Source organism: Chryseobacterium sp. sg2396 (assembly GCF_042610505.1).
Classification (GTDB): Bacteria; Bacteroidota; Bacteroidia; order Flavobacteriales; family Weeksellaceae; genus Chryseobacterium.
Window position 1 is genome coordinate 62,541 of the sequence record NZ_JBHGAQ010000005.1, and the last position, 26,397, is coordinate 88,937.

Genomic DNA, 26,397 nt, shown 5'->3' on the forward strand with positions numbered 1-26,397 from the left:
CTGTAATTGTAAAGCCCCTCCGGGCAGATTTCCTTACTATTCTTATTCTTTTCTTTGGTTTTTAATTTAACGATCAATTGATCAGCAATTTGAGAAGAAAAAACTTCCGGCTTTCCGCTTACAATCTATGGTAAAATTAAGCGGTGTACTCCCCTTCTTGTTCCTTATGCCAGAAGGTTACCCGTTCTGCGCTTACTTTCAGCAGACAGATTCCCGGGGTGTCGATGCCTTCCGGAAACCATTGGTCAAGGCCGTCTACCCATTTGTCTTTTAAGGTTTCTTTATCGGTTACCACAGACGCCGTTCCACAGCAATCGATAAACAGCATGTCGTCGGTCTGATAGATCAGGCTTACGGTACTGTCATTTTTAATCTGCCTGACTTTGTTGCTGTCTTCATAGGTGAAAAACCAGGAATCACCGTCGTATTCTACCTTCCCGTTGTTGCTCATCGGCCTGGAGTGCATAACCTGTTTTTCGTCTATTGTAACCATCATGCAGAAGTCAAGGTCTTTCATTTTTTCTGCAATGGTTTCTAAGGATGCTTTTTTCATTGTATTATTTTTTGTGAATGGTTTTGGTGTGTATGAATTGCTTCTCCTTTTTTTCTGATTATTTTCAATCTTCAATAACTGAATGAAAGGATGAATACAATAGCTGTTTTGATATAACCAAAAGATATACCGATTATCGGAAAGACCATGCTGTTCTATCATTCCGTTGAATCGTGAAATTTAAAAAAGAAATGAAATAAGGCAAAACATCATCTGATTTTGCGTCAGATTATCCATTCTTGAAATCTATTTATTTTAATTGCTTGTTGTTTTCGTAACTTGCTGTCATGATCAGCCATCAGTTTCCCGGTGCGACGGATTTTTTAAATTTGGTTTCTTTGCTTTCCCAGCCTGAAAGTGAAACGGAAAGTCTTTTAGCCTCCAAACTCTTTGAAAAGAAATACCGGAAAGGCGAACTGATCCTGGAAACCGGCCAGGTCTGCAAACAGATTTATTTTGTAGACAGCGGCCTGGTGAAAACCTTCTTTTATACGGGTACCCGTGAATTTATCATGCGTTTTTTTCCTGAAGGCCATATGTTTACCGTTCTCGACAGCTTCCTCCTTCAGCAGCCTTCCTCCTATTCCGTCTTAGCCCTTGAAGATACCACGGTAACCTGCCTTAATTACGATGACCTGGAAATGCTCTGCAGCCGGTATCACTCCATGGAAACTTTTTACCGGAAGCTCCTCTCACTGGCGGCGGTACATATGATGGACCGGATCGGCGGCACACTGGAGGAAAAAGCCCTTGTCGCCTACCGGAAATTCCTGAAAGAACACGGGTCTTTACTGCAGCGAATCAGCCTCGCTGATCTGGCTTCCTATCTGGGAATTACCCAGGTTTCTTTAAGCAGGATCCTGGCAGTGAAGTAGTTTTTTATCATTTGATAAATGCCGGGCCGTACAACCGGTGTTGTACCTTCGGATCAAATTCATCCGTTATGAAAAACCCGTTATCTTTATTGCAGAAACTGAGCTTTCTCGCAGCCTGTGCTTTTACCATCGTAGCTCCGGTAATAGGATATCTCACCATAGGACTTGCTCCTGTTATTATCGTAGGAGGCTCGGCATTGGCCGGCCTGATCTGCTGGTCTTTCATCTATTTAAGAAACCCTGTGGAACCCCGGATCATCCTTCCGCTTTTTATCCTGACGGTCGCCGGTCTTCAGATCCATATCGTTGAAGAATACCTGATGGGATTTGCGCCGGCCATGAGCAGGCTCTTCGGCATTCCGTGGAGTGAAAGAAGCTTCCTGATGGTGTTTGCGCTTATCGGCCCGGTAATTTACACCCTGACTTCCCTTGGGCTTTACTATAAAATCCCGATTGCCGGATTTGTGGCCTGGTTCATCTTCATCGGTCCGGGCGTCGCCGAGTTTACGCACTTCATCTTCCCATTGATTGCTCCCGATCTGCGCCCCAATGATCCGCATCCGCTGACAGCCTTCATCGAAGGAACCCGGATTCCGCAGATGCCGAACTTCTATTTCCGGACTACAGGGCACTACTACTTTCCAGGAATGTGGACCGCAGTGTTTCCCATGATCCCGGGATGTCTGGCCATTTACCGTTTACTGATCAAAACGAATAAGTGAATGGTGAATTCCCTAGGTCCATTTAGATTTTGACGGGTGAATTTTTAAATACTGCCTATAGACAAATCAGAAATCGATAGATAAGAAATATTCAACAGTACTCAATATATCATCAAAAAAAAAGACCGTCGCAACGGTCTCTTTCTTTAATGTTTTAAATGACAGGAGAATTCCTATGCAGGATTATTTCTTTCAGCCTCAAGTTCCCATACCCTGTGATTGGCAACCGCTTTGATGAAAGCATCGTCGGCATTCTGTTGGTCCGGGCTAATGATGGCGGGATCTTCATGCTTTTTACTGCCCACGTTGCTCTGCTTCAGGATATCATCGGTTCCGCTTCCGAAACAGATGGCCTTGCAGTGCTTGTAGGCTTCATTCACAAAAAGAAGGGTTCCCGGCCTGTTTTCCTCATCCAGCAGGTTCTCGGCCGATTTTTTGCCGCCGGCAATATACAATGCATCAAAGCATACACTGGCCGTGCTGGTCAGCGAGTGTTTCGGTGTGAAGGTGGTTCCGTCGTCCGAAGTAACTGGCGAAAGGCTTCCGGCAATCACCTGGACCACTGCTCCTTTTTCTTCAAGTTTCGATTGTAAGGCATTCACCTCAGCCGCATGTACGCCTTCTTCCATAATGAAACCGATAATTCGGCTCTGGATAGAATCTTTCACCGTATTTTTCATGCTTAAAGCTTCAGAGCTTTTTGTATTTGGCTCCCTTTCTTCGCTTTGAAGGGTTTTCGGATCTGCGTCTGCGGGAATGCTTCCGTTCGGCTGTTCCAGTTTAGTCACCTGAACGCCGACTTTCTTTGCTACCTTACCAGCCAAATCTTCATCAATAAATGCCAGCTGTCCCACAACCCTTTCCCGAATGGCAGGGATCGTTACCTTGGACAATTCAAAGATCAGCGCATTCTGAATATGTTTCTGCTCCGGTGCCGACTGGCTGTTATAGAACAGCTTGGCCTGTGAATAATGATCCACGAAGCTTTTGCTTCTCGCACGGATTTTCTTTGCATCGATCCTTTCTTCCTGCGTGGCGAAACCGCCGTCTTTCATCATGGCCTGGAACGGGCAGCCGCCGCCGATGGAATTCGGTTCGTAGCTTACTTTTCCTTTGACGATCTGCTGTCTCATATGGCCGTCCCGCTGATTGTTGTGAACGGTATTGATGGACCGGTTGATCGGAATCTCATGGAAATTAGGCGACCCCAGTCTTGATAATTGGGTATCGGTGTAGGAAAACAATCTTCCCTGCAACAGCGGATCGTTGGAGAAATCGATTCCCGGTACCAGATGCCCCGGGTGGAAAGCGATCTGCTCTGTTTCCGCAAAAAAGTTATCCGGGTTACGGTTAAGCGTCAGCGTTCCGACCAGTTCCACGGGAACTTCTTCTTCGGGAATCAGTTTTGTAGGGTCCAGCAGATCGAAATCAAATTTGTGTTCGTCTTCTTCTGGAATGATCTGTACTCCAAAATCCCATTCAGGAAACGCTCCGTTTTCGATCGCTTCCCAAAGATCCCTTCTGTGGAAATCGGAATCTTTTCCTGAGATTTTCGTCGCCTCGTCCCAGGCTACTGAATGCACTCCCAATTTCGGCTTAAAGTGGAACTTTACGAAATGCATTTTTCCTTCTCCGTTAACGAATTTGAAGGTATGCACCCCGAAGCCTTCCATCATCCGGTAACTTCTCGGGATGGCCCGGTCGCTCATCGCCCACATGATCATGTGCATGCTTTCCGGCATAAGAGAGATAAAATCCCAGAACGTATCGTGTGCAGAGGCCGCCTGCGGAATCTGGTTATCCGGTTCCGGCTTTACGGCATGAACAAGATCCGGAAACTTAATGGCATCCTGAATAAAGAACACCGGAATGTTATTTCCTACCAGATCGTAATTGCCTTCTTCGGTATAAAATTTAACGGCAAAACCTCTTACGTCACGTGCCAGATCCGTACTGCCCGAACTTCCCGCAACGGTAGAAAAACGTACGAAGACAGGCGTTTCTTTGCCTTCTTCTGCCAAGAATTTTGCTTTGGTATATTTGGCCAAGCTTTTATTAAGCTTAAAAGTTCCGTGTGCACCGGATCCCCTTGCGTGCACAATTCTCTCAGGAATTCTTTCGTGGTCGAAATGGGTGATTTTCTCCCTTAAAATAAAATCTTCCAGCAGGCTAGGCCCTCTTTCGCCCGCTTTCAGGGAATCCTGGTTGTTGTTGATTTTTAAACCCTGATTGGTGGTAAGTGCCGCTCCGGAATTATCGGTGGTATGATCCTGAAGCTGATCTAATTTTTCGTCCGAAAAATCTTTTTTTTTCATAATATAATAATTTGTTGTGATTTAGTAGTCGCCTATGATGGAACAACAATTATACCCCTTTACCGGACGGGACTGTAATTGATAACCATTATAAATAGCAATAATCAAAGATTTCTTCGACATTAGTTTATATAACGCTCCATATCTGGACAGATAAAGTTCCATGCTTTTATTGCATACTAAAATCCCCATGAATCCATAAGCTTTTCACGTTTATTTTAACTGGGTACGGAATTTGAAGGTCATACCATCACTTACAGAGCGTTTCAGTATTGAGTTGTTGCAGACTGTTTAATCGAAAAAATTAAATTATGAAAATACTGAACAACTTTTGGAACATTCTTAAAGCAACGTATAAAGACTGGAGCGCCCGCGATCTCGGGACCTAGGCAGCCAGTTTGGCTTACAGTGCCATTTTTTCCAATCCCCGGACTGCTGATTATCGTGATCTGGATCGCCGGAATTTTCTTCGGCTCAGAAGCGGTACAGGGTGAAATCACAAAATTCATCGGCAGCATGATGGGCAGGGATGTCGGCAAAAGCCTGGAAGAAATGGTCATCGTCGGAATGATCGATAAAAAGAATGTCGTCATGAAAATCGTCGGGATTCTGACGCTGATCTTCGGGGCGACTTCCCTGTTTTTCCAGTTCCAGAAAACGCTGAACAAGCTTTGGGACGTGGTGGCCGCTCCGAAAAAAGCCTGGGAAAAGTACCTCCTGGACCGGGCGAATTCTTTAGGGCTCATCATTGTTATTGCTTTTCTTCTACTGGCTACGCTGCTTATAAGCTCATTCATCGGCCTGGCCAGTGAATGGTTCATCCGTCATTTCGGTATTGAAACGCTTGTTCTCGTCAATATACTGAATATCGTCATCGGCTTTCTGGTAGCCCTTTTCCTTTTTGCCGCGATGTTCAAAATCCTGCCGGATGTGCAGCTGCAATGGAAATCCGTTTGGGTCGGTGCGGCAGTAACGGCCGTTCTCTTTACTTTAGGAAAATCCATCCTGACGTTTTATTTCGATAAGTTTACCTTCGGAACGGCAGGAATCGTGATCCTGCTCCTGCTCTGGATCAATTATACCTGTCAGCTCATCTTTTTCTGTGCCGAATTCACCAAAGTATACACCAAAGTAAACGGATATAAGCTTAAACCGTCGAAACACGCCAAATGGAACCCGCAGACCATTCCACAGGAAGATAACCGGGAAGTGGTCGCCGGAGCGGAGCCTTCTTCGGATAAAAAGTAAATAGGATCAGTTTGAGCTCACAATGGAAATCAGGTTAAGAGGCTGGAAGAGGGAAGCCGGAGGCTGGGTGTTTCCGGTGTTGAAAACAGAGTTAGAGGTGTGATGATTATCAGAGTAAGGTTCACGGGCTGGAAGAGGGAAGCCGGATGCCGGAAGTTTTTTTCGTGAAAAATGAATGCCGCCGGTTGTGACGGCATTTTGTTTTATGATCATTTTCTTTACCTCTTTCGCTTCAGAAGCTTTTAAAGATTCGTATTAAATTTTAAGGTAAGTTCTATCTGATTTTTTACAGGCTTACGCAGATTGAGCAGATTCCGAAGATTCTTTTTGTTCCGGCAATTACGAAATCTCTTTTTTAAAACCTTTTTTAATAATGTAAAAGCATTCAGGCATTCTCCCCCATCCTTTTCATAATTACGTTCCTGAGCCGTTCTTCGTGCTGGTCGCCCCAGTTTCCCAAAGCAGAAATTACAGGGATCAGGGTCTTGCCGAAATCGGTCAGATAATATTCAACTTTCGGCGGAACCTGGGCGTAAATCTTTTTTGATAACAGCTCATGTTCTTCCAGTTCTTTCAGCTGGAGATTGAGAACACGCCTTGAAGCATCCGGAATTTTGCGCTGCAGTTCACTGGGGCGCAAATGCCCCTGATGGATAAACCATAGCAGGCGGATTTTCCATTTGCCGTAAAGTACCTCGCCGATCAGGTCGAGGCCGCAGTTAAGGTTCAGAGGTATTTTTCTTTCGTGCATATACAAATGTAACCCAATGTTCCAAACCGGACAATAGGGGAAAAAATTATCCCTATGCGATTCGGTTTTCCGTTATTGCCCGGGAAGGGGATACTCCGGAAATTTGTATCAAACAATTCGACAATGGAAAACGTATTCAATGACAACAACGAACTTCAGGGTAAAATCGCCCTGGTTACAGGAGGAACGAAAGGTGCCGGCAAAGCGATCGCAGAACGGCTGGTACAGGCAGGCGCAACGGTGATTATCACTGCCAGAAACGCCCCTGAAGAAGAAAATGGCTCCCTGCATTTTATCTCAGCGGATCTAAGCAAAGCGGAAGGAACCCGAAAACTGATCGGCGAAGTGCTGTCGACGTACGGAAGGCTGGATATTCTTGTAAACAACCTTGGTGGTTCTTCCACGCCCGCCGGCGGATTTGCTGCACTTAGCGATGAAGACTGGGAATCGACCCTGCAGGCTAACCTTCTTGCTCCGGTACGTCTGGACCGGGGATTTCTGCCTCAGATGATCGAACGGAAAAGCGGGGTTATCATTCACATTGCCTCCATCCAGGGTAAGCTGCCTCTCTACGATTCCACGCTGCCCTATGCCGCTGCCAAAGCAGCACTGCGGAACTACAGCAAAAGTTTATCGAACGAAGTCACGCCAAAAGGCGTCCGTGTGCTGACGGTTTCGCCGGGCTGGATCAATACCACCGCATCGGAAGCCTGGCTGGGCGAAATTGCAAGAAACGCCAATACGACGATAGCGGAAGCGCAGCAAGGGGTGATGGATGCCCTGGGCGGGATCCCTTTCGGAAGACCTGCCGAACCCGGAGAAGTCGCTGAACTGGTAGGTTTCCTCGTTTCACCGAGAGCCGGTTATTTAACTGGTACCGAATTTGTCATTGACGGCGGTACCGTACCTACCGTTTAATGATTTAAAATAAGATAAAACCGAAGCAGAAATCAGATTAATGGGCTGGAAGATGGGTGCTGGAGGCTGGGTGTTTCCGGTGTCGAAAACAGAGTCAGAAGGATGCTGATTATCAAAAGAAGGTTAACGGGCTGGAAGAGGGAAGCTGGGTGCCAGAGGTTCCTTTTGTCAAAATACGGTCAAAAGTGTTGACAGGTAAACGAGATCGTTGAGAATTCTGTAAAAGCGGACTCTATCTAAATCCTACCAACAACTCTTAGCCTTATTTCTGCTTCAATAAAATAATGCATATCAACACAATACAACTAAATTAATTTAAAATACCAACCTATGAATTTACCTCACATCATCTCAGTATTAGTCCAAGCCCAGAATGAATTTGACAGTGCCGCCTATGCTAAGTGTTTTGCTGAAAACGCCCAGGTCTTCGATGAAGGCAGAACCCACCACGGCAAGGCCGAAATTGAAAACTGGATACACAAAGCGAATAAAGAATACCAGGCTACGATGGAACCCCTAGATTATGACGAAAAGGAAAACATCCTTTCCGCCAAAACTTCAGGCAATTTCCCGGGCAGCCCCATTGTATTGGAATACCATTTTCAGTTGGCTGACGGACTTATTGAGTCGCTGAAAATAAGCGGCTGACGGATACATATCCTGAAACCGAAGAAGAAATAAGGTTGACAGGCCGGAAGCTGGGTGCCGGAAGCTGGATGTTTCCGGTGTTGACAATAGAGCCAGAGGTATGATGATTATCAGAAATCAGGTGGACAGGTAACTGAATGCCTGATGTTTCCGGTGTTGAAAACAGCGTCTAAGGTGTTATGATTAAACGATCTTTTGGCATCATAACTATGAAAATTCTATTTGAGATCTTGAGTGAACTGCTTAAGTTTTATTTTGCCATTCAGTAAACAACGGAATACGGCCGGGTCCATATCAAAATAAAGCTGAGGCTTTCGCTTCAGCTTTTTTGTTTGATCAAGGATTGATCTGGTACCTGATCCGTGCAAATCGTATAGATCGCATGATCAACAAAGGATTTTAACTCAATAGGCCTTCCCTCCCCTCATCAAAAACCTCTTTCGCATTTTTCTCAATCAGCCGGTCCAGAAGCGCGTTGTATCCGTTTTGTATCTTATAATTCATTTCGTCAGCGTAGAGCGGGAACACCGAATAGATGTTGATCCGGTTTTCCCCGGCTTGTATTGTCGTGAAATCTTCGTCAAAGTTCACGGACGGCAGGATCACGACGCCCGTGTACTCCGTCTGTTCCGCATACGGTTCCATATCGGCTGTCGCCTGCAGGGTATGGCCGATCGTCAGCCAGGTATCGTAATGGTGCGGGAACCGGGCATTTTCTTTCAGCATATCGATGAGCCAGTCGTTGGGATTATCACCGGTGACCTCACCGAAAGCAACGGATTTCGGAAGCAAGAGCATGAGTTCCGCAAACTGATACTCCTGCGGGTTTTCCACGGCGGAAGGAACCGTCATTTCGAGCGTACTCATGCCGGCCGTGAGTAAGATATTGAAATTGTATTTTTCAGGTTGTACAAAATAGACATCCAGGTGAAAATCAGGGGAAAAAATTTCATGGTAAACGGTGATTTCATCGGAGGTAAACCGTTCATCCAGATGCGCGACAATGGCTTCCGCATGTTTGTCAAATCTTTTTCTATGCCTGAATTTATCGTAAAAATCGTTCATTGGAGTGGCTTAAGTGATTCATTTTAGTCTTCCCCAAAACCAGCAATACTTGTTCCAACTGCAGGATGGTTCACAGCCGGACAAACCATCACCTGTCATTGATCCTTCCCTTCCTGAACTCTTCTTTCCACGATCAGCCGGGCGGCATCCAGCATTTTGCAGAGGTGCAGGTACGGCCCGACGATATTGCCTTCCGGCGCATGGTTGAAGGTAGCCATTGAGAAATACACCACGTCCGCCAGGAAATCCAGAAACTGCGCCGGGCGGTATTCCTGAAAGGCATTGCGGAAAACCAAAACCGGATCGCGGTATTCTTCCTCCGAAAGCGAACCCAGCCCCAGCGCACTCCCCTGTCCGGGAAGTGTACTAACCGACCATTTCCCGGATTTCTTCCTCAGGCCATATCCGGCGAGGATGAACGACCGCAGCGACTGGTGGAAATGAAAGACAACCGAAGGGTCTTTGCTGATCCGGGCTTTTCCCCGGACCGCATACGCTATGATGCGGCTGAGCCGTTCTTTGGCCGTGGCCAGGTCATGGAACTGGAAAAACGCTTCCAGCAGCGGTACGGGTGAAAGTTTGCTCCGGCCGGACCAAAACCGGGATTCGAGGTCTGTTTTTTTCTTTTTCATTTGTTTTGTTTTTTAGGCTTGCGTGTTATCCGGTCCTGCAGGAATGACCCTGTGGCTCAATACATCATAATAAATCATCTTTAATAGCCAGGCCTGTTGAAGCCCGCGGCAATAGGCGGTACCTTCCTATTGTATCCTCTCCTGATACTCTTTATGATAAAGCAAGCTTAGAAGGTCTGTAGAATGCGTGCGGCATGGAAATAAAACGGCATGGGACTCTACAATATCTACTGTTCTTTATTGGAGTATCACAAAATCACACGTCTGTAATTCATTTAGCAAATATAACAAAATATGTACTATAGTACATAATATTTTTTAATGTTTTTCAGTCACTTTGATTCATGCATGAATCATTAGACGAAATAGAAAGATATCTTATCAAACGTGTTAAAGAATTAAGGGAATCTAAAGGTATTACCCAGGAGGAACTGTCTCTCTCCATCGGTAAGAATATTGGCTTTATTTCACAGATAGAAGCTCCGTCAAAAAAAGCGAAGTATAATGTCATCCATCTAAACCTGATTGCAAAAGTATTAGGATGCTCTCCGAAAGAATTCTGGCCACAAGAGGCGATTCTGGAAAAGAAATATGATTTTATTAAAGAGATTGAGATAAAGACTAAATCCTAATCAAAAAATGGACTTCCAAAAAAATATCTAACTTTTTTGAGAATCCATTTTTTGGTTATTTAACCTAATATGTTCTATCATTTTTGATACAATAAGATAAAAATCTGTCATATTTCGTAAATTTAACAGGAAAATGTGTATAACAGTACTTTGGATTTATTGTAAGTTTTCTAATAATTCACACAATTGATTTTTTGTGAGTTTATCATCCATTTTTTGTGACACTTTTTCTATTATTATTTTTGCATCGGAGAAGAAATCATCCTCTGTATGAAATTTAAGCCCCTTGCGAATGTTTGGCAATATCAAAAATCCAATTTTTTTTAGATTCATATTCGTCGCCCAAACAGACATAGATACTAGAAAAGGTTTATTAGCAACAGAGATATCATATCGGTGATAGGAAGCTATTCCTTTCACATTTGTCGTATCATTTCGATTAAATTCATCTTGATAGCATCTTATATTATATCTTGTATCAATGCTGTTATACATCGTATGATAACGAGAAGTGCGTATTTTTCCTGTTACCCAACAATTCTCTACACCGTAAAACTTCATCAGACCAGCAATTCCAATAACCGGAAAATCAGACGTATTAAATACCTGAAATTCAAATTCGGTTTTGATGCCTGCCACATATCTGAATTCAGATAGGCTAAAATCAACAATTGGTTCCTGTCTACGGTTAAACATTGCCTCGACTAAGCCATGCGGTGCAAATCTGGATTCTGTTTCAAATCTGAGATAATATATACCATTATTTAAACATTGATGTGGCGGATGCAAACTTTTGGGAATGTCAATAATTTGAATATATCTGCTGTCTGACATTTTTACATCATGAATTCTCAAACCTGAAGGCGCTGGCGATACATTACTTGATATCTTCTGATACAACCAGTCTTTATTTCTCAAAGAGCTCCTGGTTAATTCTCCGTCGAAAAATTCCCTGTTCTCTTCTTTTCTCGGTCTTGGAGCACCGATAATAATCAAGCCTCCTTGGGTATTATGTAAGGCACAAACTTCCTGATAAATAGTTTCTATCTTAGTTTCTCCGGATTTTAATTCTAAAATAGATGATTCCTCCGGGGAATTCTGAAAGAAATCAATGATATCACTTTCAGTAATGTTGTAAATGTCTTTTTTAAAAAATACTTCTGAGTAATACATGCTTTAGTTTTGATCAAAAATATAAATAGTACTGATTCAGTACAAATATTTTTATTTTAAGCTTGCTACTTGCCATATTGCATCCATCTACCGTAGTGATACCCATCTGATAATTCAATATGGTTAAAGCCTTTCTCGTGGATCATATCAAAATAACCCAGTGTTTCAAATTTTCTAAACCATACATCATTAAAAAGAATATAGGTTAACCTTATCTTTTTATTGTCTTTTCCAAAAACCATTACTTTAATATCTAAACTTTTATCCAGCAGTAAATTTCTAAGATCTTCTCCATATTTTAATCGCATCCCAGATTCTTCCAAAGATGCCTTTTTGTATAAATCAGCAATCTGTTTTTTGCCGATTGCCTCTTTATTTTTTATTAAAGAATCCCTGGTTTTTTCAATTCTCTTTGCAAATTCAGATCCTTTGGTCTTTTTAGCCATTCCTGTAAACCGTATAACTTCAGTATCTACAAAATATTTTCGGGATTTTAAGATCTTATAAGCATTTTTAACTTCGTCCGCTAGCGTGTTGACCGTAATCTCATGTTGAAGCAAGATTTCATATTCAGTTGGTGTTAACCCCCACCTTTTAATATCATTTTCTTGTGCTAATTTTTCAGCTGAAATTTTATCTGATATTTCCTTTCTCTCTCTTTCATCTGCTATTTCCGATTCTGTTTGATAAAAAGCATTAATAAAAAGTGTTGAAATAAAAATCATTATTACTCCTACAACTAAAACTGTTTGCCGAGCTTTCTCCGTCGATCTCAAGTTTTGAGCTTCTGTATTTTTGGGGAATTTATTCTTTGCAGAATTTTTTATTGCAGAATTTGTAAGAAAAATAATAAATAAGAATACAAGAATTGTTGTAAAGGTGATCATGATAAAATAGTTTTAGTTGGTATTTTTTATAAAGTTGTCTCCTGACTTAAAAAAAAGTGTTTTAATGTTTTTCAAAAGTAAATAAAAGGGAAATGCAAGAATTATGGGAATCCGTAAACATTGTGAAAATCAGTAGAAATACTGAATGAAAAGATTTTGGTGGTTTTTATTTTTGCTTCTACGGAAAACCGTAATTAAATATTACCGGGTTTTCTTAATTTAAAACCAAATATAAATAATATAGTAAATCTTTATAAATTAAAAAAACAATGGCTGGTAAATATTATTATTTCGATACACAACTAAACGACGATGAATCTTATGAAAAAGCATTAAATTTTGCAGCAGATCTCGTAATGGAAAGTAAGGAATTAGATAGAATCATTTTTTTGGTGGCTTCTAAAAATACTGCAGGTTGGCTCGAAAGATTATTTGGTTCACAAAAAGTAAAAAAAATGTTTAGTGGTGCATCCTTTTTGGGAATCAATGTTAAAATAGAAACAATCAGAACTTATAAAGACAGTTATAACAATTCATCAGATATCATCATTTGCTGCGGTTTGAATTCAGATGAAATTTTTAAAGTACAAGATTACAGACAGATTGACGCAATAATCGCAATACCATGGTTAAAAGAGAGCACAGAAAGCTGGATTAATACCACGAATGCAAAAAAGATAAATAAAGATCTAAGCGTCGATGAAGGTGGAGATGCAGCAGCTTATCCAGAACCATCTGCAATTTTAAAGAAAGCATTTAAAGAGCTTACTGCAGTTATTAATACTTCTACAGGTATAAACCATCCTTCGGATAATTCGAGAGCGAAAACCTACATAAAAGCTTTGCATAAGTATGAGCCAGAGCTAAACTCAGATGTCGTATGTTCATACTTAATAAATAAATTGGGTTGGCAAGTAAGGCACGCAGACGATATAAGAAAATTGATTGATACACTAAACAGCGGCAAGTCTTTTAAAGGTGGTGAAAAAACCGGCTTACAACTTCATTATAAAAGATGGATAAACTCGAAAAATGATGACAATGATTAATCAGAGCTTTAAACACAGAGTCATCTCAAAGATTAAGATACTTTTTTTAACCTACGTAAATAGGTTGCCACTTTATTAATTACTTTGTCTTATGAATATAACAGTTAAAGATTTAGAACTTTTAGTGAACGACAGTAACAAAGTCGCTTACATCTCAATGTATGATATTATTCTAGATCAATTTGAGAATGCCTTACAGTTTACCAATATTGAAAGTATGACCGAAGAAAGACAAAATGCAATGTGAACGTGCGGCATTTATATAAATTCCATTGTTGAATTATTAAATACTTTACCCGATCTTATGGATAAAGGTTACATTGAAAGTGCAGGCTCCATAGCAACAGCATGCTGGGAACGTACTATAACCTTACGTAAAATACTAATTGACCCAATAGTTAATTCGCAAACGCATACTGACCATCAAGAATTAAAAAGAACACCGTGGACGGTTAAGAGTATGGTCTCCGACATACTCAAGCATGAACATAAAATCAATGATATCCCCAATCAACATCCATTTGAAGAGAAAAACTTCTACATGCAGTATACATTTTTAAGTAACATAAAACATGGAAATCCATTTACAATCTCGTACCTGAACAGACCTGGTTACAGCTTTAATGAAGAGCTATTTAAATTCAAATCCAACGACAGTTTTGAAGATAAAGATCTTAAAATCTATATAAAAATGCTTGTTATTGACAATGCCTTGGATGCACTGATTGATTACAGCAGAGAGTTTAGAACAAAATATGACTTTTTATTAGACCTGAGACAGCAGTTTAACCACTTAATCAGTTCTATTGAATTACAGGCACCAACAATAATGTTAACAACACCTGAAGAAGTGACCCAAGAATACTTGGATTACTTGACTGAGCTAGATAAACATCGTCGATTTTAACACAATTATCAATAAAGAATTTAAAAACTAGTCAATAAAATTATAATCCATGATTTCAAGAGGATTTATTATCGGTCAGCTAATTGATGACCTAGCTTTACTACAACAAAAAATTACCTTTAGAAATAAGATAGGATATCTTGATCTTACTAAAGTCTGCGAAGATTTTTTTAAAGAGATTTTAAATGTAATCCTAGACTTTAATCTCAGCAATCTGAACGCAAACAGAAGTAATGAGCCAGGACTTGACCTTGGAGATTTACATAACAAGATTGCAGTTCAGATCACCTCTCAAAGAAAGACAGAAAAAATTAATGATACACTTAGAAAAATATCAAATGAAAATCGTCTGATTTATGATCGATTTATAGTGTTTATTATCGGTCAAAAACAAAATTTTTACGCAATAGATCCTGCTTTAGCGACAACAAATAATTTTGATAAAGATAAGGATATTATTGATATTGATTTTTTAATTAAAAATATAGCTGTAGCAGATGAATTAAAACTAACTGCACTACAAGGAATCTTTAGAAGAGAAATGAGGAATGTTGTTGTAGAGCTGGAACCGGTAAATAGTGAAGGCGATTTTGAAAGTTCAATCTACAATTTTATTGAAACGGTTCCAAATACGCCTCCAAAGAACACGGCAGTTTATGATAGATTTTATAGCGCTCCCTCCCATCAGGAGTATTTTTTAAAACTTTATAATGAGCTGGCTGAAATTCCGAGAGCACAAAGAGAATATATTGCCGTTATTGCTGAACGGGGTAATCTGAACGATCGTAACAGATATGAAATACACTGTACAAAGCTCGCTAGTATTCTAGGAGTACCGGAAGAAAAACTTTTCAAATCACTCTCATATTTAGATGATATTAATATTGTTCGATTTGATAAAAATTCAGATGAATTTGAAAGAGCAAATAACAAATATGTAATAAGACCTGAAGAGCTTAATACACTGATAAAATATCTGCACGAAGCATCAATTAATATTAGAAAAACGATTGTCACACTTAATTTTTCTATTCTGCAGGAAGATGAACAAAACTAAAACTAAAGTATTATGGAAATTGAAGTACACTTCGAACATCTTAAAGAGGTTATTGAGAAAGAATTATTATCCGCTAAATCAAGTGTTTATATAGCCGTAGCCTGGATAAATTTTAAAGATTATGAAGATATTTTTCAGAGTCTTATAAAAAATAACGTTCAAATAAACATCATTTGCTCCGATAATGATAGTAATCGTAATTATCTTCCGGAAATTAACAACTTACAAATAGCAGGTGCAAAAGTCAAGCTTTTGGAAATGCCCAATACCAAGAATCATATGCACCACAAATTTGCAATTATTGACAGATCAACTGTACTTAATGGATCATTTAACTGGTCTACCAATGCAAGTAAAAGCTTTGAAAACATAATAGTTTTAAGGGATACTAAAGAGGAAGCAAAAAAGTTTTATGACGAATTTAAAAAGCTTGAATTAATAGAAAAAAATACAGTTGAAAAACTACAAACTTTGAAAAAATGCGAAAGTTGTGAAAATGGCGAACTTGTCAATATTCTAGTTTTTAGTAAAAATTCATCAAAGTATTTCGAAACTTCCGGAGATATTGTGGAAGTCTGTACTGATTGTGATCATTATTATAACGGTTTTGATTTAATTACAAATAACAGTTTATATATACTTGCCGAAAGCTTTAATTCTTCGGATGGACAAGACTTTCTCTCTGTACAAGACTCAATTTACGACGAACTAAATCAATATATTAATAATGACAAGATTATTCATGCAATCGGTCAGGTTTATCATTGTTTGACTGGTCGTGATGAAGATGAACTTGGAACAAAGATTTTATGGAAAAATAAATTTGTTGGAGAAAAAATATTGGATGACTATCCTGACCAGGATTTTGAAGTAAACTATGATTCTACTAATACTTATAATATTTAAAAAATTACGATAAAATGGAAACACCACATATTACAGAAGAATACTTTTGTATTCATTGTCATAAACCTTTGGGCCGTAGTGATGTATTTAGAACCTGGGACTGCCCAATTTGTAAAAACAAGATTCACATTAGGATAATAACAGAAGATAAAGATAACGCTTGCTACAGATTTTTACCGCATGAGCTTAATGTAAATGATATAATCCTTACGCACAGAGATAGTGAGTATTATTCGATTTTAAAAATTATTGATTTTAACAGCAATACCTTTCAGTTTAACCTTCAAAAATATGGTGCTTGGAAAATTTCTAAAGATCGATATGTATTGAAAATTGATGGTGGATGGTATCATTAAATCTATTTTTTTAATATTTAAATAAACATTTATGAGTAAAAATGATGAAAAAAGACAGCGGATATTTGACAAATATGTTAGCAATAGAAATCTTTTGATTGATAATGGTTTTTTGGAGGGCGAAAAAGATACATATATCTGTCCAATATGTCTAGAAGCTCACAAAACAATTGATGGAAAAGACCCTCTTTCTTTAGAAGATGCTCCTCCAAAATCCCTAGGCGGAAAATCTAATACCTTAACCTGTAAATCTTGTAACAATGAAGCTGGCCATACAATTGACTTTCATTTGACGGAAAGGTTAAGAGAACTTGATAGTACTGCATTTCTCCCCAATACAGAAACTAAGGTTAAAATAAAGTTTGATGATCAAATTACGAATGCTACAATTAATGTTGATGCCCATGGAAAAATTTCAATGTTTCACAGTAAAAAAAATAACCATCCTATTAAATTGGAAGAACAAATGGTCGGGCTAAAAGGAGGTGAAGTTGTAAATTTAGAATTCTTAAAGACAAGAGTTATACCTGAAAAACTTGAATATGCTCTTCTAAAAACAGCATATATACTAGCTTTTGAAAGATTTGGTAATTCTATAATATATGACAGTTGTTTTGACATAGTCAGAGAACAATTGAACAATCCTGATGAAAGAATTTATCCTGAAAACTTTTGGTTTACACCCCCATATCCTAAAGAAATGGAGGGTGTTTATTTTGTATGCGACAAAGGACTTGAGTCAATATTAGTTATATTCAATTTAGATACTGGAAATTCTTTGAGAAAATTTGGGGTATTTCTGCCTTGTCCCGTTAATGATATCGCAACGGTTTTAGAGAGATTGAATGAGCAGTTTGCAGATGAAAAGAATCTTACTTTAAAATTATATCCGTGGGAACAAGATGATAAATATCTTGAAGATATAGAACAAATAAAGACGATGCATCAATGGATATCAAATAGGAAAAAATAATTAATAAGTTTCAAATAATAATAAACTTCAAAGTAAATATACTTTGGAGTTTTCAGTAATATAGACTTATTCTCCTACTCTAATTAAAAACAAAAGACGTTGTTAAGTCTTCTTTTAATACAAGATAGGCATTAACTTTTCCCCATTTTTGCTTTTTATCAAAGTTGTTTTTTGCTTTGTCATGAGTGAGATTACGTGATCAATGCTTAGCTGAACATTGCATACCACTTTGAATAAAATCCAATTCCATTAGACATTTTACTATCTAGTTTTTGATGATAAGGTTTTGCTGCTGGCATCTTGGCATTTAATTCATGTTTATTTTCTTGTGGAATCTTAAGTGACACCAATTCATTGTTGATTTCTGCTGTGTACCTTTGGATCTCATTAATAAATTTATTTTATTCTGTTAAGCCTTTTCAATTTTCATCGGTGGCCGGATTATTTCCCGGGATCCCCAAAACGCTTCTACGGGAACATTACCGGTGCCATCCCCAAATCATTGATTTCTGCAACCGGAAATTCTACCATAACCAACTGATCATTCTGTCCGAAGCCCAACCGGCCGGGAGCCCCTGCTCGTTTACAGGACCGTCGCCGGAAACCATGCGCGGGACCGGATGAACCGGCGGCAAATCGACGTGATCACAGAGGAAATTATCCCGCAGCAGAAACTGGAAACCGCAGACCTGGGCATCGTCACGCCCTACCGGAACCAGACTTCCGCTTTACAGCAGGCCTTCCGGAAAACATCCGTGAAAGCGGATACGGTAGATCAGTTCCAGGGAAGGGAAAACGAGGTGATCATCCTTTCCACCGTGGATAATGAAATATCAGGCTTTACCGACCATCCCAACCGCCTGAATGTCGCTGTCTCCCGTGCCAGAGACCAACTGATATTAGTGGTGAACGGGAATGAAAGTAAAAAAGACAACAACATCTCCGACCTGATCCGCTATATTGAGTATCAGAATTTCACGATTGTGCACAGTGAACTGCAGTCTGTTTTCGATTACCTGTACAAAGGATATGAAGCGAAAAAGCGGGAGCTGTTATCCGGACAAAAGCAGAAATCGGTATTCGACAGCGAGAACCTGATGCACCTGCTGATCCGTAAAGTCCTGTCACAGGATGAATTTTCAAAGTATGATGCCGTCCTTCATTTCCCGCTCAGAAACCTGCTCCCGGATTTTTCGAAGCTCAGTGCCGAAGAGGAACAATATGCCGGACATTACGCCACCCACCTGGACTTTGTCATTTATAATAAGCTGGGCAAAAATCCCGTCCTGGCCATTGAAGTGGACGGCTACGGATACCACCGGGAAGGCAGCCGCCAAAACGAACGGGATGCCATGAAGAATAAGATCCTGGAAACCTACGGCCTTCCGCTGCTGCGATTTTCGACGACGGGAAGCGGGGAAAGGGAGAAGCTGATTAGCAAACTTAATGAAATAGGGAAGAATAATTCTTGATATGATTACGGTTTTCCGTAAATTTTTCTGCCAGTGGTTGTTTAAATTTGTTCTTATAATCCTATTAAAAACAATATCATGGCTTGGTCATACAGAAGGAGAATAAAAATAATTCCCGGTGTCCATTTGAATTTCAGCAAGAGAGGAATTTCAACAAGTATAGGAGTCAAAGGAGCAAGTCTTAATTTCAGTTCATCCGAAACGAGATTGAATACCAATGCCTTAGGTTTTTCAAATTCTTACAGACTACCAAGTTCTTCATCACCAGGGATTCCCCCACAACCTAAGCACGAACCACAACCTTTTTACACGGAGTTATCAGATAACATTTTTAGTGCCGATGTTCATGAGATCACATCCCACAATATGACAGGCATCAAAGAATCTATCCTGATGGCTCAACAGCAAAAAACGGAATTAAGGGAGGATGTAAAGAAGATAAAAAAGGCATTAACCTTTACAAAAACCAAGAAAATTGCAAGTTATATTTTCATATATGGATTGGTAAATAAAAATATTGTCCAAGAGATAAACAAGGATATTAATGCGCAAAAAGAAGCGCTTAAAGAAACCCAGATTGTAATTAATAATTCGGCTGTTACTATTGATATACAGTTCGATGATCCCTCTAAGACAAAATACGACCAATTATATCATTCTTTTAAAAATCTAACCACAGCACATAAAGTATGGGATATTACCGGAGCGCATTTTCAGGACCGTGTGGCTGCCCGGTCCAGTGCCAGCACATTGGTCAACAGAAAGGATGCAAAAATTAGTTTTAAATCACTTCCCATCATCACATCAAACTATGAAGCTATATATTTTCAAAATATAAACGGAGCGGATTTATATTTTTATCCAACATTTATCCTGATGTATAGAAGTGATCAGAATTTTGCAATTATTGGGTTTGATGAACTTAATATTACATTTTCTGCTGTAAGTTTTACCGAAACCAGTAGTGTTGTTCCCCGTGATTCAAAAATTATTAGAAAAACGTGGGCAAAAGTGAATAAAAACGGAACTCCTGACAAAAGATTCAAGAGCAATTATCAGATACCTGTCGTTCAGTACGCAAGGCTGAGGTTTTCTTCCGGTAATGGTGTTAATGAAGAATATCAAATAAGTAATTTTGAATTTGCCCAGGAGTTTGCAAATGCATTTCAGGAGTATAAAAGTCTGTGCAGGGAATTAGCTTAAAATTAATCTGATCTTGAATTATCTGATAAAATTAATCCAATTTACTTTACCATCTAAAGTTAAATAAGCACTAAACATTTTACTGTTTCTACTCCTCCTCTTTTGGTTAATAATGTTTTATTTTGAGTTAGTAATAATGTAAAATCTTTAATGCTGAGTTTTACACCGCATACAATGCTGAACAGAATCCAATTGCATTGTTCATCAGAACATTTTACGATTTTATCCTTGATGATGAGTTTTTGCTGCTGGCATTTCGGACATTTTAGTACCGGGATGTTTTTCCTGGGGAATATTGAGTGACAGCAATCCCCGGATCATTGATTTGTGCAACCGAAAATTCTACAATAACAACTGATCATTTCGTCCCAGGTTCCAACCGATTACAGGAACTTTGGTCGTCTATAAGACTGTTGCCGGGAATCGATGCAGAAAGTGAATTCCGAAAAATTGATTTCACACAATCGCTCTTAAATTCTCAACAATACTTTGATACTCACATTTCATTTTACAAGGTTTCTTATTGGAGAGTCACATCTAAAACAAAAAATCCCCAGCCAGAGCCGAGGATAAAAACTAATAACCATGAAAACTCAATTAAACATGAGAATCGGGGGCAAAGATAAGCAATTAGTCTACCATTCCAATAGACCAATAGAGAATAATTTCAGATTTTTTTGAAAATAATTTATGTATGGCATATTAATTGCTCGTTCTTTATTACCAATCACATTACTTTTTATGAAAATAAAATCCTCAGCTTTTCAGTTGAGGATTTTGTTTTATAGGTCTTGTAAAACTGCGTATTAGGTTTTATTCCTCCGTTTCTCAGGATCAGTTACAAAAGTTGGAGGAGAAAAAATTAGTAAGCAAAATCAAAAAGAAAGCCTGCAATTTTAAATTGCAGGCTTTTTAAGCTTTGGCGGAGAAAGAGGGATTCGAACCCCCGGACCTGTTACAGTCAACAGTTTTCAAGACTGCCGCAATCGACCACTCTGCCATTTCTCCCTGAACTCCGGTTGTACCGTCGTTTTCAGTGGTGCAAATATAAAACGTTTTTCTATTTTGGCAAAACAAATTCAATATAAATTTTAACAAAAATTAATAATAGGCTAAAAATCAGTCTGATTATTTTTAACGTATATTCCAGATTAAAAGGCTGGAAGAGGTAAAGCCGGATGCAGGAAGTTTCTTTTGTCAACATACTGATTAAAACCTTTGGCATTAAATAACCCTGTGAAAGCAAAATTCACTTAAAATTCTTAATTATTTTTCTGCTTTTTTTATTTGTTGAATTAAAATGTTATGGGATTCATGTTATTTTTAAGCCGTAATCAGCTTTTAAAGTTAAAAATGAAAAAACGTGCTCCTTATGATAAGAAACACGTTTATATTTTAAAATTATTATACTGCTGATGTACGATTAGCGTAATTCAGCAAGGTATTTTTCAGCATCCATGGCGGCCATACAACCACTTCCTGCAGCAGTGATCGCCTGTCTGTAGATATGATCCTGAACATCTCCTGCTGCAAAAACACCCGGAAGATTTGTTCTGGAAGAGCCCTTTTCAGTAACAATATATCCATTTTCATCCAGATCGATCTGTCCAACAAAGATATCGGTGTTAGGCTTATGCCCGATGGCAATGAAAATACCGTGCACATCAATGGTTGATGTTTCCTGGGTCTGGTTGTTGATAACGACCGCTCGTTCTACCAGGTTATTTTCCCCTTCGATCCCGATCAGCTCATGGTGGAACTTCACTTCGATATTCGGGGTATTGTTTACGCGGTGGATCATTGCTTTGGAAGCCCTGAATTCGTCTTTTCTTACCAGCATGGTTACTTTGTTAACCAGCTTGGCCAGGTAGGTTGCTTCTTCAGCTGCCGTATCTCCGGCTCCCACTACGACTACATCTTTTCCCCTGTAGAAGAATCCGTCACAGGTAGCGCAGGCAGACACTCCTCCCCCGTTATATTTCTTCTCGTCATCAAGACCCAGGTATTTTGCAGTAGCTCCGGTAGAAATAATAACCGTTCTTGCAAAAATCTCCTTGTTTCCCGCGTATAATTTATGTACGCCGCCTTCTTCTCTGGAGAATTCGGCTTTGGTGATCATTTCGTAATGTACTTTGGTATCGAACCGTTCCGCTTGTTTTTGCAAATCCATCATCATTTCAGGACCTGTAATTCCCGCCGGATATCCCGGGAAGTTGTCTACTTCCGTCGTGGTCGTTAATTGTCCGCCGGGCTCCAAACCTGTATACAGTTCAGGTTTCAAATCTGCTCTAGCTGCATAAATAGCTGCTGTAAAGCCGGAAGGCCCGGATCCAACGATCACACAATCTAAAATGTTTTGCTCCATAATTTGCTTTTCAAAAGGATTTAAAATTTACGTCCGCTAAGTTCGTAATTTTTAATATGTAATTAAAGTTATTTTAATGATACTTGTCAATATCTGATATGTTGAATGTCGATGAAAAGTTGTATGGTCAATTGAGAATTTCATTACTGCTGAAATTGATAAACGAAGTGAATTGCCCCTTCACCATTCACGTTTTAAAAACCACCCCGTCAAAAATTCTTTCTGAATTTTCGCCACCCCTCCGGAGGAGGGGAATTTCGGTTAGGGTTTTGGTAATTTGTCAACAACAGCGAATTTTCACTCTCCCAATTAACCAGCAAAGCGGATTGACCATTGACCGTTCACCCTTTACACTTTCATCTTGATCTTGTCGACATTGATGATTTTATACACCAGTTCCTTGATCAGTTCAGCTTCGCTCATGTTGACGGCACCAAGGCCTTTTCCTTTCATATCGAATTCCCTTAAAATGGAAATCACCCGTGTGGCATGCTTCAAAGGATACAGCCTGGCCGATTCCGCGTAGTCTTTGATAAAATACGGATTAACGCCCATCTGTGAAGCGATTGCCTGCGGCGACTGCCCGGCCATCGTATTGTAGATGATGACGTTGGAAAAATAATTATACAGGCTGGCCAGCATCATCACAAAAGGATTATTCTTCGGGTTTTTCCCCATAAAATGAGCAATTTTAAAGGCTGCATTGGCATTTTTTGTTCCCAGAGCTTTCTGTAGCTCAAAAACATTGTATTCTTTGCTAATGCCGATGTGATCTTCTACGATTTTCCCATCCAGTATTTCTCCCGGTTTAAGGATGATCTTGAGTTTATTCAGTTCGTTGGCGATCCGGGAAAGGTCGTTCCCTAAATATTCTGCCAGAAGATGTGAAATATTCGGGGCGGTTTTGATGTTGAGCTTAATGCATTCGTCGGCAATCCATTTCGGAAGCTGTGATTCTTTGATGGATTCGCTCAGGAAAAGTGCTCCGGTCTTTTCCAGGGATTTGGTTACCTTTTTTCTGCTGTCGAGCTTTTTGTGCTTGTGCGCGAAAACCAGAACGGTAGAAGGAACCGGATTCTGAACGTAGGCTTCCAACGCGTTGGTTTCACTTTCCGCCAGCCTGAGATCCTGCGCTTCTTTCACGATGATCACCTGCTTGTCCCCCATCATCGGAAACTGCCGGGCCAGCGAAAGGATTTCATGATATGAGGTGTCTTTGCCGTAGACCACGGTCTGATTGAAGGCTTTTTCATCCTCCGTTAAAAAGTCGTGTTCAAGGGCTTTTACTGCAAGATCGATAAAGTAGGATTCTTCTCCGTGGAAAAAATAAATCGGTAAAACTTCTTTATTTTTAATATTTTTGAGGATTACATCTAATTCTTTCATCTTATAAATGGAACTTCCAAAACTGAACTTTCAGGAAACTTTTGATTTTAAACTCAGGAAAGACAAAGATAAGTTTTTTATTTATGATCCCATCCGCAAAAGCTATCTTTTGCTCACGCCCGAGGAATGGGTCCGGCAGCATTGGGTCCATTATTACCTGACGGTAAAATCCTACTCCGTCTCCGCCCTGGTTACCGAAAAAAAGATTGTCCTTAACGGGCTCACGAAACGAATCGATCTGCTGGTTACCGAAAAGGCACAGCCTAAAATTTTAATCGAATGCAAGGCCCCGCAGATCAAATTAACGGAAAAGACTTTTGAACAGACGGCCCGTTACAACTCGATTATCGGTGCGAAAGAGATCGTTCTGACGAACGGGCTGCAACATATTCATGCGTATTTTGAAAATGGGGAATATGTGTTTTACAAACCGTGATCTGTTCTTTTTTGATTTTGTTATCGGATTCACCCAATTTTGTTTTGAATCGCCGCATCAGACCCTGGTTTTTATGATATGGAAATAGGGCTTTGCCCTATTCTTTTTTAAGCCGCCTCGTTGGGGCTTGATGGGTATATTTAATTTTTTACAGGGTTTTGAGATTTTTGTCCGGATCAAAGAGTTTAAAATAACAGATCATCATCATAAAATTACTATTCGGTAATTCGTACCGGAGCACGGTTTTTGTATTGATGACCAATGTCCCAGCCCCGATTGCAGTGGAAATCCTTTTTTGAAAAAAAAGATTGCAACGGAAAGTGGGAAATAGCTCCTAAAAATTAAATTTATGACAAAATCTATCTTATTGGGTGCGGCTTTGCTGACCTCGGCGACCGTATTCAGCCAGAATCTTAAAACGGTTTCGTACCAAGACGGCAGCCAGAAACTGAACGGGCTGGTAACCTCAAATGCCGGGAAAAAACTTCCGGGCGTGTTGATCCTACCTGCCTGGAAAGGTATCGACGACGAAGCAAAAAACGCTGCGACCGAACTTGAGAAACAGGGATACATTGCTTTTGTGGCCGATATTTACGGAGAGGGAAATATTCCTGCCGACAATAATGCAGCTGCAAAAACTGCCGGCTACTACAAGAAAAATTATGAGGCTTACCAGAAAAGGATTTCCCTGGCCTTGGAACAGCTTAAGAAAAACGGTGCCAATGCCGATAAGATTGCCGTGATCGGCTACTGCTTCGGAGGAGCGGGTGCGCTTGAAGCGGCCCGGGGAAAAATGCCGGTTGTTGGTGTGGTTTCCATTCACGGGAGCATCGGAAAGGACCAGTCGAGACCCAACGGACCTATTTCGACAAAAATCCTGGTGGAAAATCCTGCGGACGACCAAAGCGTAACGCCGGAAGATTACAACAACCTGATCAAAGAAATGAACGACGGCAACGCCGACTGGCAGATTATCACCTACGCCCATTCCAAGCATACGTTCACCGATCCGAAGTCACCCGACTATAATCCTGTGATGGCGAAAAGAGCCTGGAATCATACGCTGATGTTTCTGAAGGAAATCCTGAAATAACGGAATAATGTAGCAGTGTAACAATTTAACAATGTAACAATGAAAACAGTATAACAATGTATTGATCCGCAAGAACTGCATTGTTATACTGTTACATTATCAGATGATTACATTTTATGGTTTTGCTTCCAATTCTACCTTATACGCTTTCGGTGAATATTTGGTAAGGGAGCCTGTGGCCGTATCTATCCCGATACCGATTATTCCTCCTAATAAAATATTAACCAGGGTAACCGGATTGAAGGTTTTGGTAAGCTTTACTTCCTTATTGCTGAAGCCTTCTTTTTCAAAAGTCACCATCTGCTTGCTTAAAGATCGTGGAATTTCTGCCGTACATGGCGTGGTGCATTTTTCAATTCCTTTATGCATTACTTTTGCACCTTCCGGAGTTGAATTAAAAGTGATTTTGTCTTTTGTTCCGGTAATAATTGTTGCACATGAAGTCATAGACAGGGTAATGCCCAATAAAAGGGCTCCTGATAATTTGTTTTTCATAGTTTAAGTTTTTCTGATCTTAAAAATTTCTGCGAACATACGAAATTTGAAACAATGTAACAATGGGGCAATGGAACAATATATCAGTATAACAATCTAGCAATGCAATAAGGTAACAATGAAAACAGTGTAGCAATGTACCCATGATGAGGGATTGCATTGTTAAACTGTTCTATTGTTTAAATGGTTACATGTTCCTACTGGAATAAAAAAACAGTGCAGCAATTACAGGAGAGGTAAATTGTTACACTGTTACATTTATTAAATTGTCACATTATAC

General features: G+C 39.7%; 28 protein-coding genes and 1 tRNA gene. 17 read left to right on the forward strand and 12 right to left on the reverse strand.

Annotation, left to right across the window (positions count from 1 at the left end):
* Nucleotides 1-136 precede the first annotated feature (136 nt).
* Nucleotides 137-553 (reverse strand): pyridoxamine 5'-phosphate oxidase family protein, encoded by a 417-nt coding sequence (locus tag ACED20_RS06870; protein ID WP_294240810.1) that lies wholly within the window; start codon nt 551-553, stop codon nt 137-139.
* Between the two features lie 287 nt (nt 554-840).
* On the opposite strand from ACED20_RS06870, the gene ACED20_RS06875 reads away from it, so the two are divergent.
* Together ACED20_RS06875 and ACED20_RS06880 are read left to right on the forward strand one after the other, a co-directional pair.
* Nucleotides 841-1,428 carry a Crp/Fnr family transcriptional regulator gene (locus tag ACED20_RS06875; RefSeq protein ID WP_378103978.1) on the forward strand — a complete coding sequence of 196 codons (588 nt, stop codon included), beginning with the start codon at nt 841-843 and terminating at the stop codon, nt 1,426-1,428.
* Between the two features lie 68 nt (nt 1,429-1,496).
* Nucleotides 1,497-2,150 (forward strand): hypothetical protein, encoded by a 654-nt coding sequence (locus tag ACED20_RS06880; RefSeq protein ID WP_294240807.1) that lies wholly within the window; start codon nt 1,497-1,499, stop codon nt 2,148-2,150.
* 173 nt (nt 2,151-2,323) lie between these two features.
* On the opposite strand, the gene ACED20_RS06885 is transcribed toward ACED20_RS06880, so the two are convergent.
* On the reverse strand, nt 2,324-4,465 hold the full coding sequence (locus tag ACED20_RS06885; RefSeq protein ID WP_378103980.1) for a catalase: 2,142 nt from the start codon (nt 4,463-4,465) through the stop codon (nt 2,324-2,326).
* A gap of 408 nt (nt 4,466-4,873) precedes the next feature.
* Here ACED20_RS06885 and ACED20_RS06890 point away from each other — a divergent pair, with 408 nt between their 5' ends.
* Nucleotides 4,874-5,713 carry a YihY/virulence factor BrkB family protein gene (locus tag ACED20_RS06890; RefSeq protein WP_378103981.1) on the forward strand — a complete coding sequence of 280 codons (840 nt, stop codon included), beginning with the start codon at nt 4,874-4,876 and terminating at the stop codon, nt 5,711-5,713.
* A gap of 6 nt (nt 5,714-5,719) precedes the next feature.
* On the opposite strand, the gene ACED20_RS06895 is transcribed toward ACED20_RS06890, so the two are convergent.
* A complete protein-coding gene (locus ACED20_RS06895) occupies nt 5,720-5,926 on the reverse strand; it encodes a hypothetical protein (protein ID WP_378103982.1) in 207 nt (68 codons plus the stop codon).
* Between the two features lie 172 nt (nt 5,927-6,098).
* Nucleotides 6,099-6,464, reverse strand: coding sequence for a helix-turn-helix domain-containing protein (locus ACED20_RS06900; RefSeq protein ID WP_295221277.1), 366 nt, complete (start codon nt 6,462-6,464; stop codon nt 6,099-6,101).
* A gap of 123 nt (nt 6,465-6,587) precedes the next feature.
* Here ACED20_RS06900 and ACED20_RS06905 point away from each other — a divergent pair, with 123 nt between their 5' ends.
* Together ACED20_RS06905 and ACED20_RS06910 are read left to right on the forward strand one after the other, a co-directional pair.
* Nucleotides 6,588-7,382 (forward strand): SDR family oxidoreductase, encoded by a 795-nt coding sequence (locus ACED20_RS06905; protein WP_378103984.1) that lies wholly within the window; start codon nt 6,588-6,590, stop codon nt 7,380-7,382.
* Nucleotides 7,383-7,712: 330 nt separating this feature from the next.
* Complete coding sequence (locus tag ACED20_RS06910) at nt 7,713-8,030, forward strand: nuclear transport factor 2 family protein (RefSeq protein ID WP_378103986.1); 318 nt, start codon at nt 7,713-7,715, stop codon at nt 8,028-8,030.
* Between the two features lie 399 nt (nt 8,031-8,429).
* On the opposite strand, the gene ACED20_RS06915 is transcribed toward ACED20_RS06910, so the two are convergent.
* Both ACED20_RS06915 and ACED20_RS06920 read right to left on the reverse strand, forming a co-directional pair.
* The gene (locus ACED20_RS06915) at nt 8,430-9,095 is read right to left on the reverse strand and encodes a suppressor of fused domain protein (protein WP_378103988.1); all 666 of its coding nucleotides are present in this window, start codon (nt 9,093-9,095) and stop codon (nt 8,430-8,432) included.
* Nucleotides 9,096-9,190: 95 nt separating this feature from the next.
* On the reverse strand, nt 9,191-9,727 hold the full coding sequence (locus tag ACED20_RS06920) for a hypothetical protein (protein WP_378103989.1): 537 nt from the start codon (nt 9,725-9,727) through the stop codon (nt 9,191-9,193).
* A 344-nt stretch (nt 9,728-10,071) separates the two neighbouring features.
* Here ACED20_RS06920 and ACED20_RS06925 point away from each other — a divergent pair, with 344 nt between their 5' ends.
* Nucleotides 10,072-10,359: a helix-turn-helix domain-containing protein gene (locus ACED20_RS06925; protein ID WP_294240796.1), complete on the forward strand. Its 288-nt coding sequence runs from the start codon at nt 10,072-10,074 to the stop codon at nt 10,357-10,359.
* A gap of 156 nt (nt 10,360-10,515) precedes the next feature.
* On the opposite strand, the gene ACED20_RS06930 is transcribed toward ACED20_RS06925, so the two are convergent.
* Both ACED20_RS06930 and ACED20_RS06935 read right to left on the reverse strand, forming a co-directional pair.
* Nucleotides 10,516-11,532 (reverse strand): RNA-binding domain-containing protein, encoded by a 1,017-nt coding sequence (locus ACED20_RS06930; protein WP_294240794.1) that lies wholly within the window; start codon nt 11,530-11,532, stop codon nt 10,516-10,518.
* A gap of 65 nt (nt 11,533-11,597) precedes the next feature.
* On the reverse strand, nt 11,598-12,419 hold the full coding sequence (locus ACED20_RS06935) for a hypothetical protein (RefSeq protein ID WP_378103990.1): 822 nt from the start codon (nt 12,417-12,419) through the stop codon (nt 11,598-11,600).
* Nucleotides 12,420-12,688: 269 nt separating this feature from the next.
* Between ACED20_RS06935 and ACED20_RS06940 the strand changes: the two genes are divergently transcribed.
* The 9 genes from ACED20_RS06940 (at nt 12,689) to ACED20_RS06980 (ending at nt 20,342) form a co-directional block, all read left to right on the forward strand.
* Complete coding sequence (locus ACED20_RS06940) at nt 12,689-13,468, forward strand: hypothetical protein (RefSeq protein ID WP_294240791.1); 780 nt, start codon at nt 12,689-12,691, stop codon at nt 13,466-13,468.
* A 304-nt stretch (nt 13,469-13,772) separates the two neighbouring features.
* The gene (locus ACED20_RS06945) at nt 13,773-14,375 is read left to right on the forward strand and encodes a hypothetical protein (RefSeq protein ID WP_294240789.1); all 603 of its coding nucleotides are present in this window, start codon (nt 13,773-13,775) and stop codon (nt 14,373-14,375) included.
* 49 nt (nt 14,376-14,424) lie between these two features.
* Nucleotides 14,425-15,432 carry an SMEK domain-containing protein gene (locus tag ACED20_RS06950; RefSeq protein WP_294240788.1) on the forward strand — a complete coding sequence of 336 codons (1,008 nt, stop codon included), beginning with the start codon at nt 14,425-14,427 and terminating at the stop codon, nt 15,430-15,432.
* A 12-nt stretch (nt 15,433-15,444) separates the two neighbouring features.
* Nucleotides 15,445-16,338 (forward strand): phospholipase D-like domain-containing protein, encoded by an 894-nt coding sequence (locus tag ACED20_RS06955; RefSeq protein WP_294240787.1) that lies wholly within the window; start codon nt 15,445-15,447, stop codon nt 16,336-16,338.
* A 14-nt stretch (nt 16,339-16,352) separates the two neighbouring features.
* A complete protein-coding gene (locus ACED20_RS06960) occupies nt 16,353-16,694 on the forward strand; it encodes a hypothetical protein (RefSeq protein ID WP_294240786.1) in 342 nt (113 codons plus the stop codon).
* 31 nt (nt 16,695-16,725) lie between these two features.
* On the forward strand, nt 16,726-17,667 hold the full coding sequence (locus ACED20_RS06965) for a hypothetical protein (protein WP_294240784.1): 942 nt from the start codon (nt 16,726-16,728) through the stop codon (nt 17,665-17,667).
* Between the two features lie 432 nt (nt 17,668-18,099).
* Nucleotides 18,100-18,291 carry a hypothetical protein gene (locus ACED20_RS06970; protein WP_378103993.1) on the forward strand — a complete coding sequence of 64 codons (192 nt, stop codon included), beginning with the start codon at nt 18,100-18,102 and terminating at the stop codon, nt 18,289-18,291.
* Nucleotides 18,288-19,139 (forward strand): AAA domain-containing protein, encoded by an 852-nt coding sequence (locus ACED20_RS06975; RefSeq protein WP_378103995.1) that lies wholly within the window; start codon nt 18,288-18,290, stop codon nt 19,137-19,139. The genes ACED20_RS06970 and ACED20_RS06975 overlap by 4 nt, the downstream gene beginning before the upstream one ends.
* A gap of 78 nt (nt 19,140-19,217) precedes the next feature.
* Entirely contained in the window at nt 19,218-20,342 is a 1,125-nt protein-coding gene (locus ACED20_RS06980) for a DUF4236 domain-containing protein (protein ID WP_378103997.1), read from the forward strand.
* Between the two features lie 920 nt (nt 20,343-21,262).
* Here ACED20_RS06980 and ACED20_RS06985 read toward each other — a convergent pair.
* The 3 genes from ACED20_RS06985 to holA all read right to left on the reverse strand — a co-directional run bounded on the left by ACED20_RS06985 (nt 21,263) and on the right by holA (nt 24,093).
* Nucleotides 21,263-21,350: transfer RNA gene (locus ACED20_RS06985), tRNA-Ser, on the reverse strand.
* Nucleotides 21,351-21,765: 415 nt separating this feature from the next.
* Nucleotides 21,766-22,707, reverse strand: a complete 942-nt coding sequence (trxB, locus tag ACED20_RS06990; RefSeq protein WP_294201286.1) for a thioredoxin-disulfide reductase — start codon at nt 22,705-22,707, stop codon at nt 21,766-21,768.
* A gap of 348 nt (nt 22,708-23,055) precedes the next feature.
* Nucleotides 23,056-24,093, reverse strand: coding sequence for a DNA polymerase III subunit delta (gene holA, locus ACED20_RS06995; protein WP_294240776.1), 1,038 nt, complete (start codon nt 24,091-24,093; stop codon nt 23,056-23,058).
* A 7-nt stretch (nt 24,094-24,100) separates the two neighbouring features.
* On the opposite strand from holA, the gene ACED20_RS07000 reads away from it, so the two are divergent.
* Both ACED20_RS07000 and ACED20_RS07005 read left to right on the forward strand, forming a co-directional pair.
* Complete coding sequence (locus ACED20_RS07000) at nt 24,101-24,529, forward strand: type I restriction enzyme HsdR N-terminal domain-containing protein (protein WP_294240774.1); 429 nt, start codon at nt 24,101-24,103, stop codon at nt 24,527-24,529.
* A 349-nt stretch (nt 24,530-24,878) separates the two neighbouring features.
* A complete protein-coding gene (locus tag ACED20_RS07005) occupies nt 24,879-25,622 on the forward strand; it encodes a dienelactone hydrolase family protein (RefSeq protein WP_378104000.1) in 744 nt (247 codons plus the stop codon).
* 114 nt (nt 25,623-25,736) lie between these two features.
* Here ACED20_RS07005 and ACED20_RS07010 read toward each other — a convergent pair whose 3' ends face one another.
* Entirely contained in the window at nt 25,737-26,117 is a 381-nt protein-coding gene (locus ACED20_RS07010; protein WP_378104002.1) for a PEGA domain-containing protein, read from the reverse strand.
* Between the last annotated feature and the right edge of the window lie 280 nt (nt 26,118-26,397).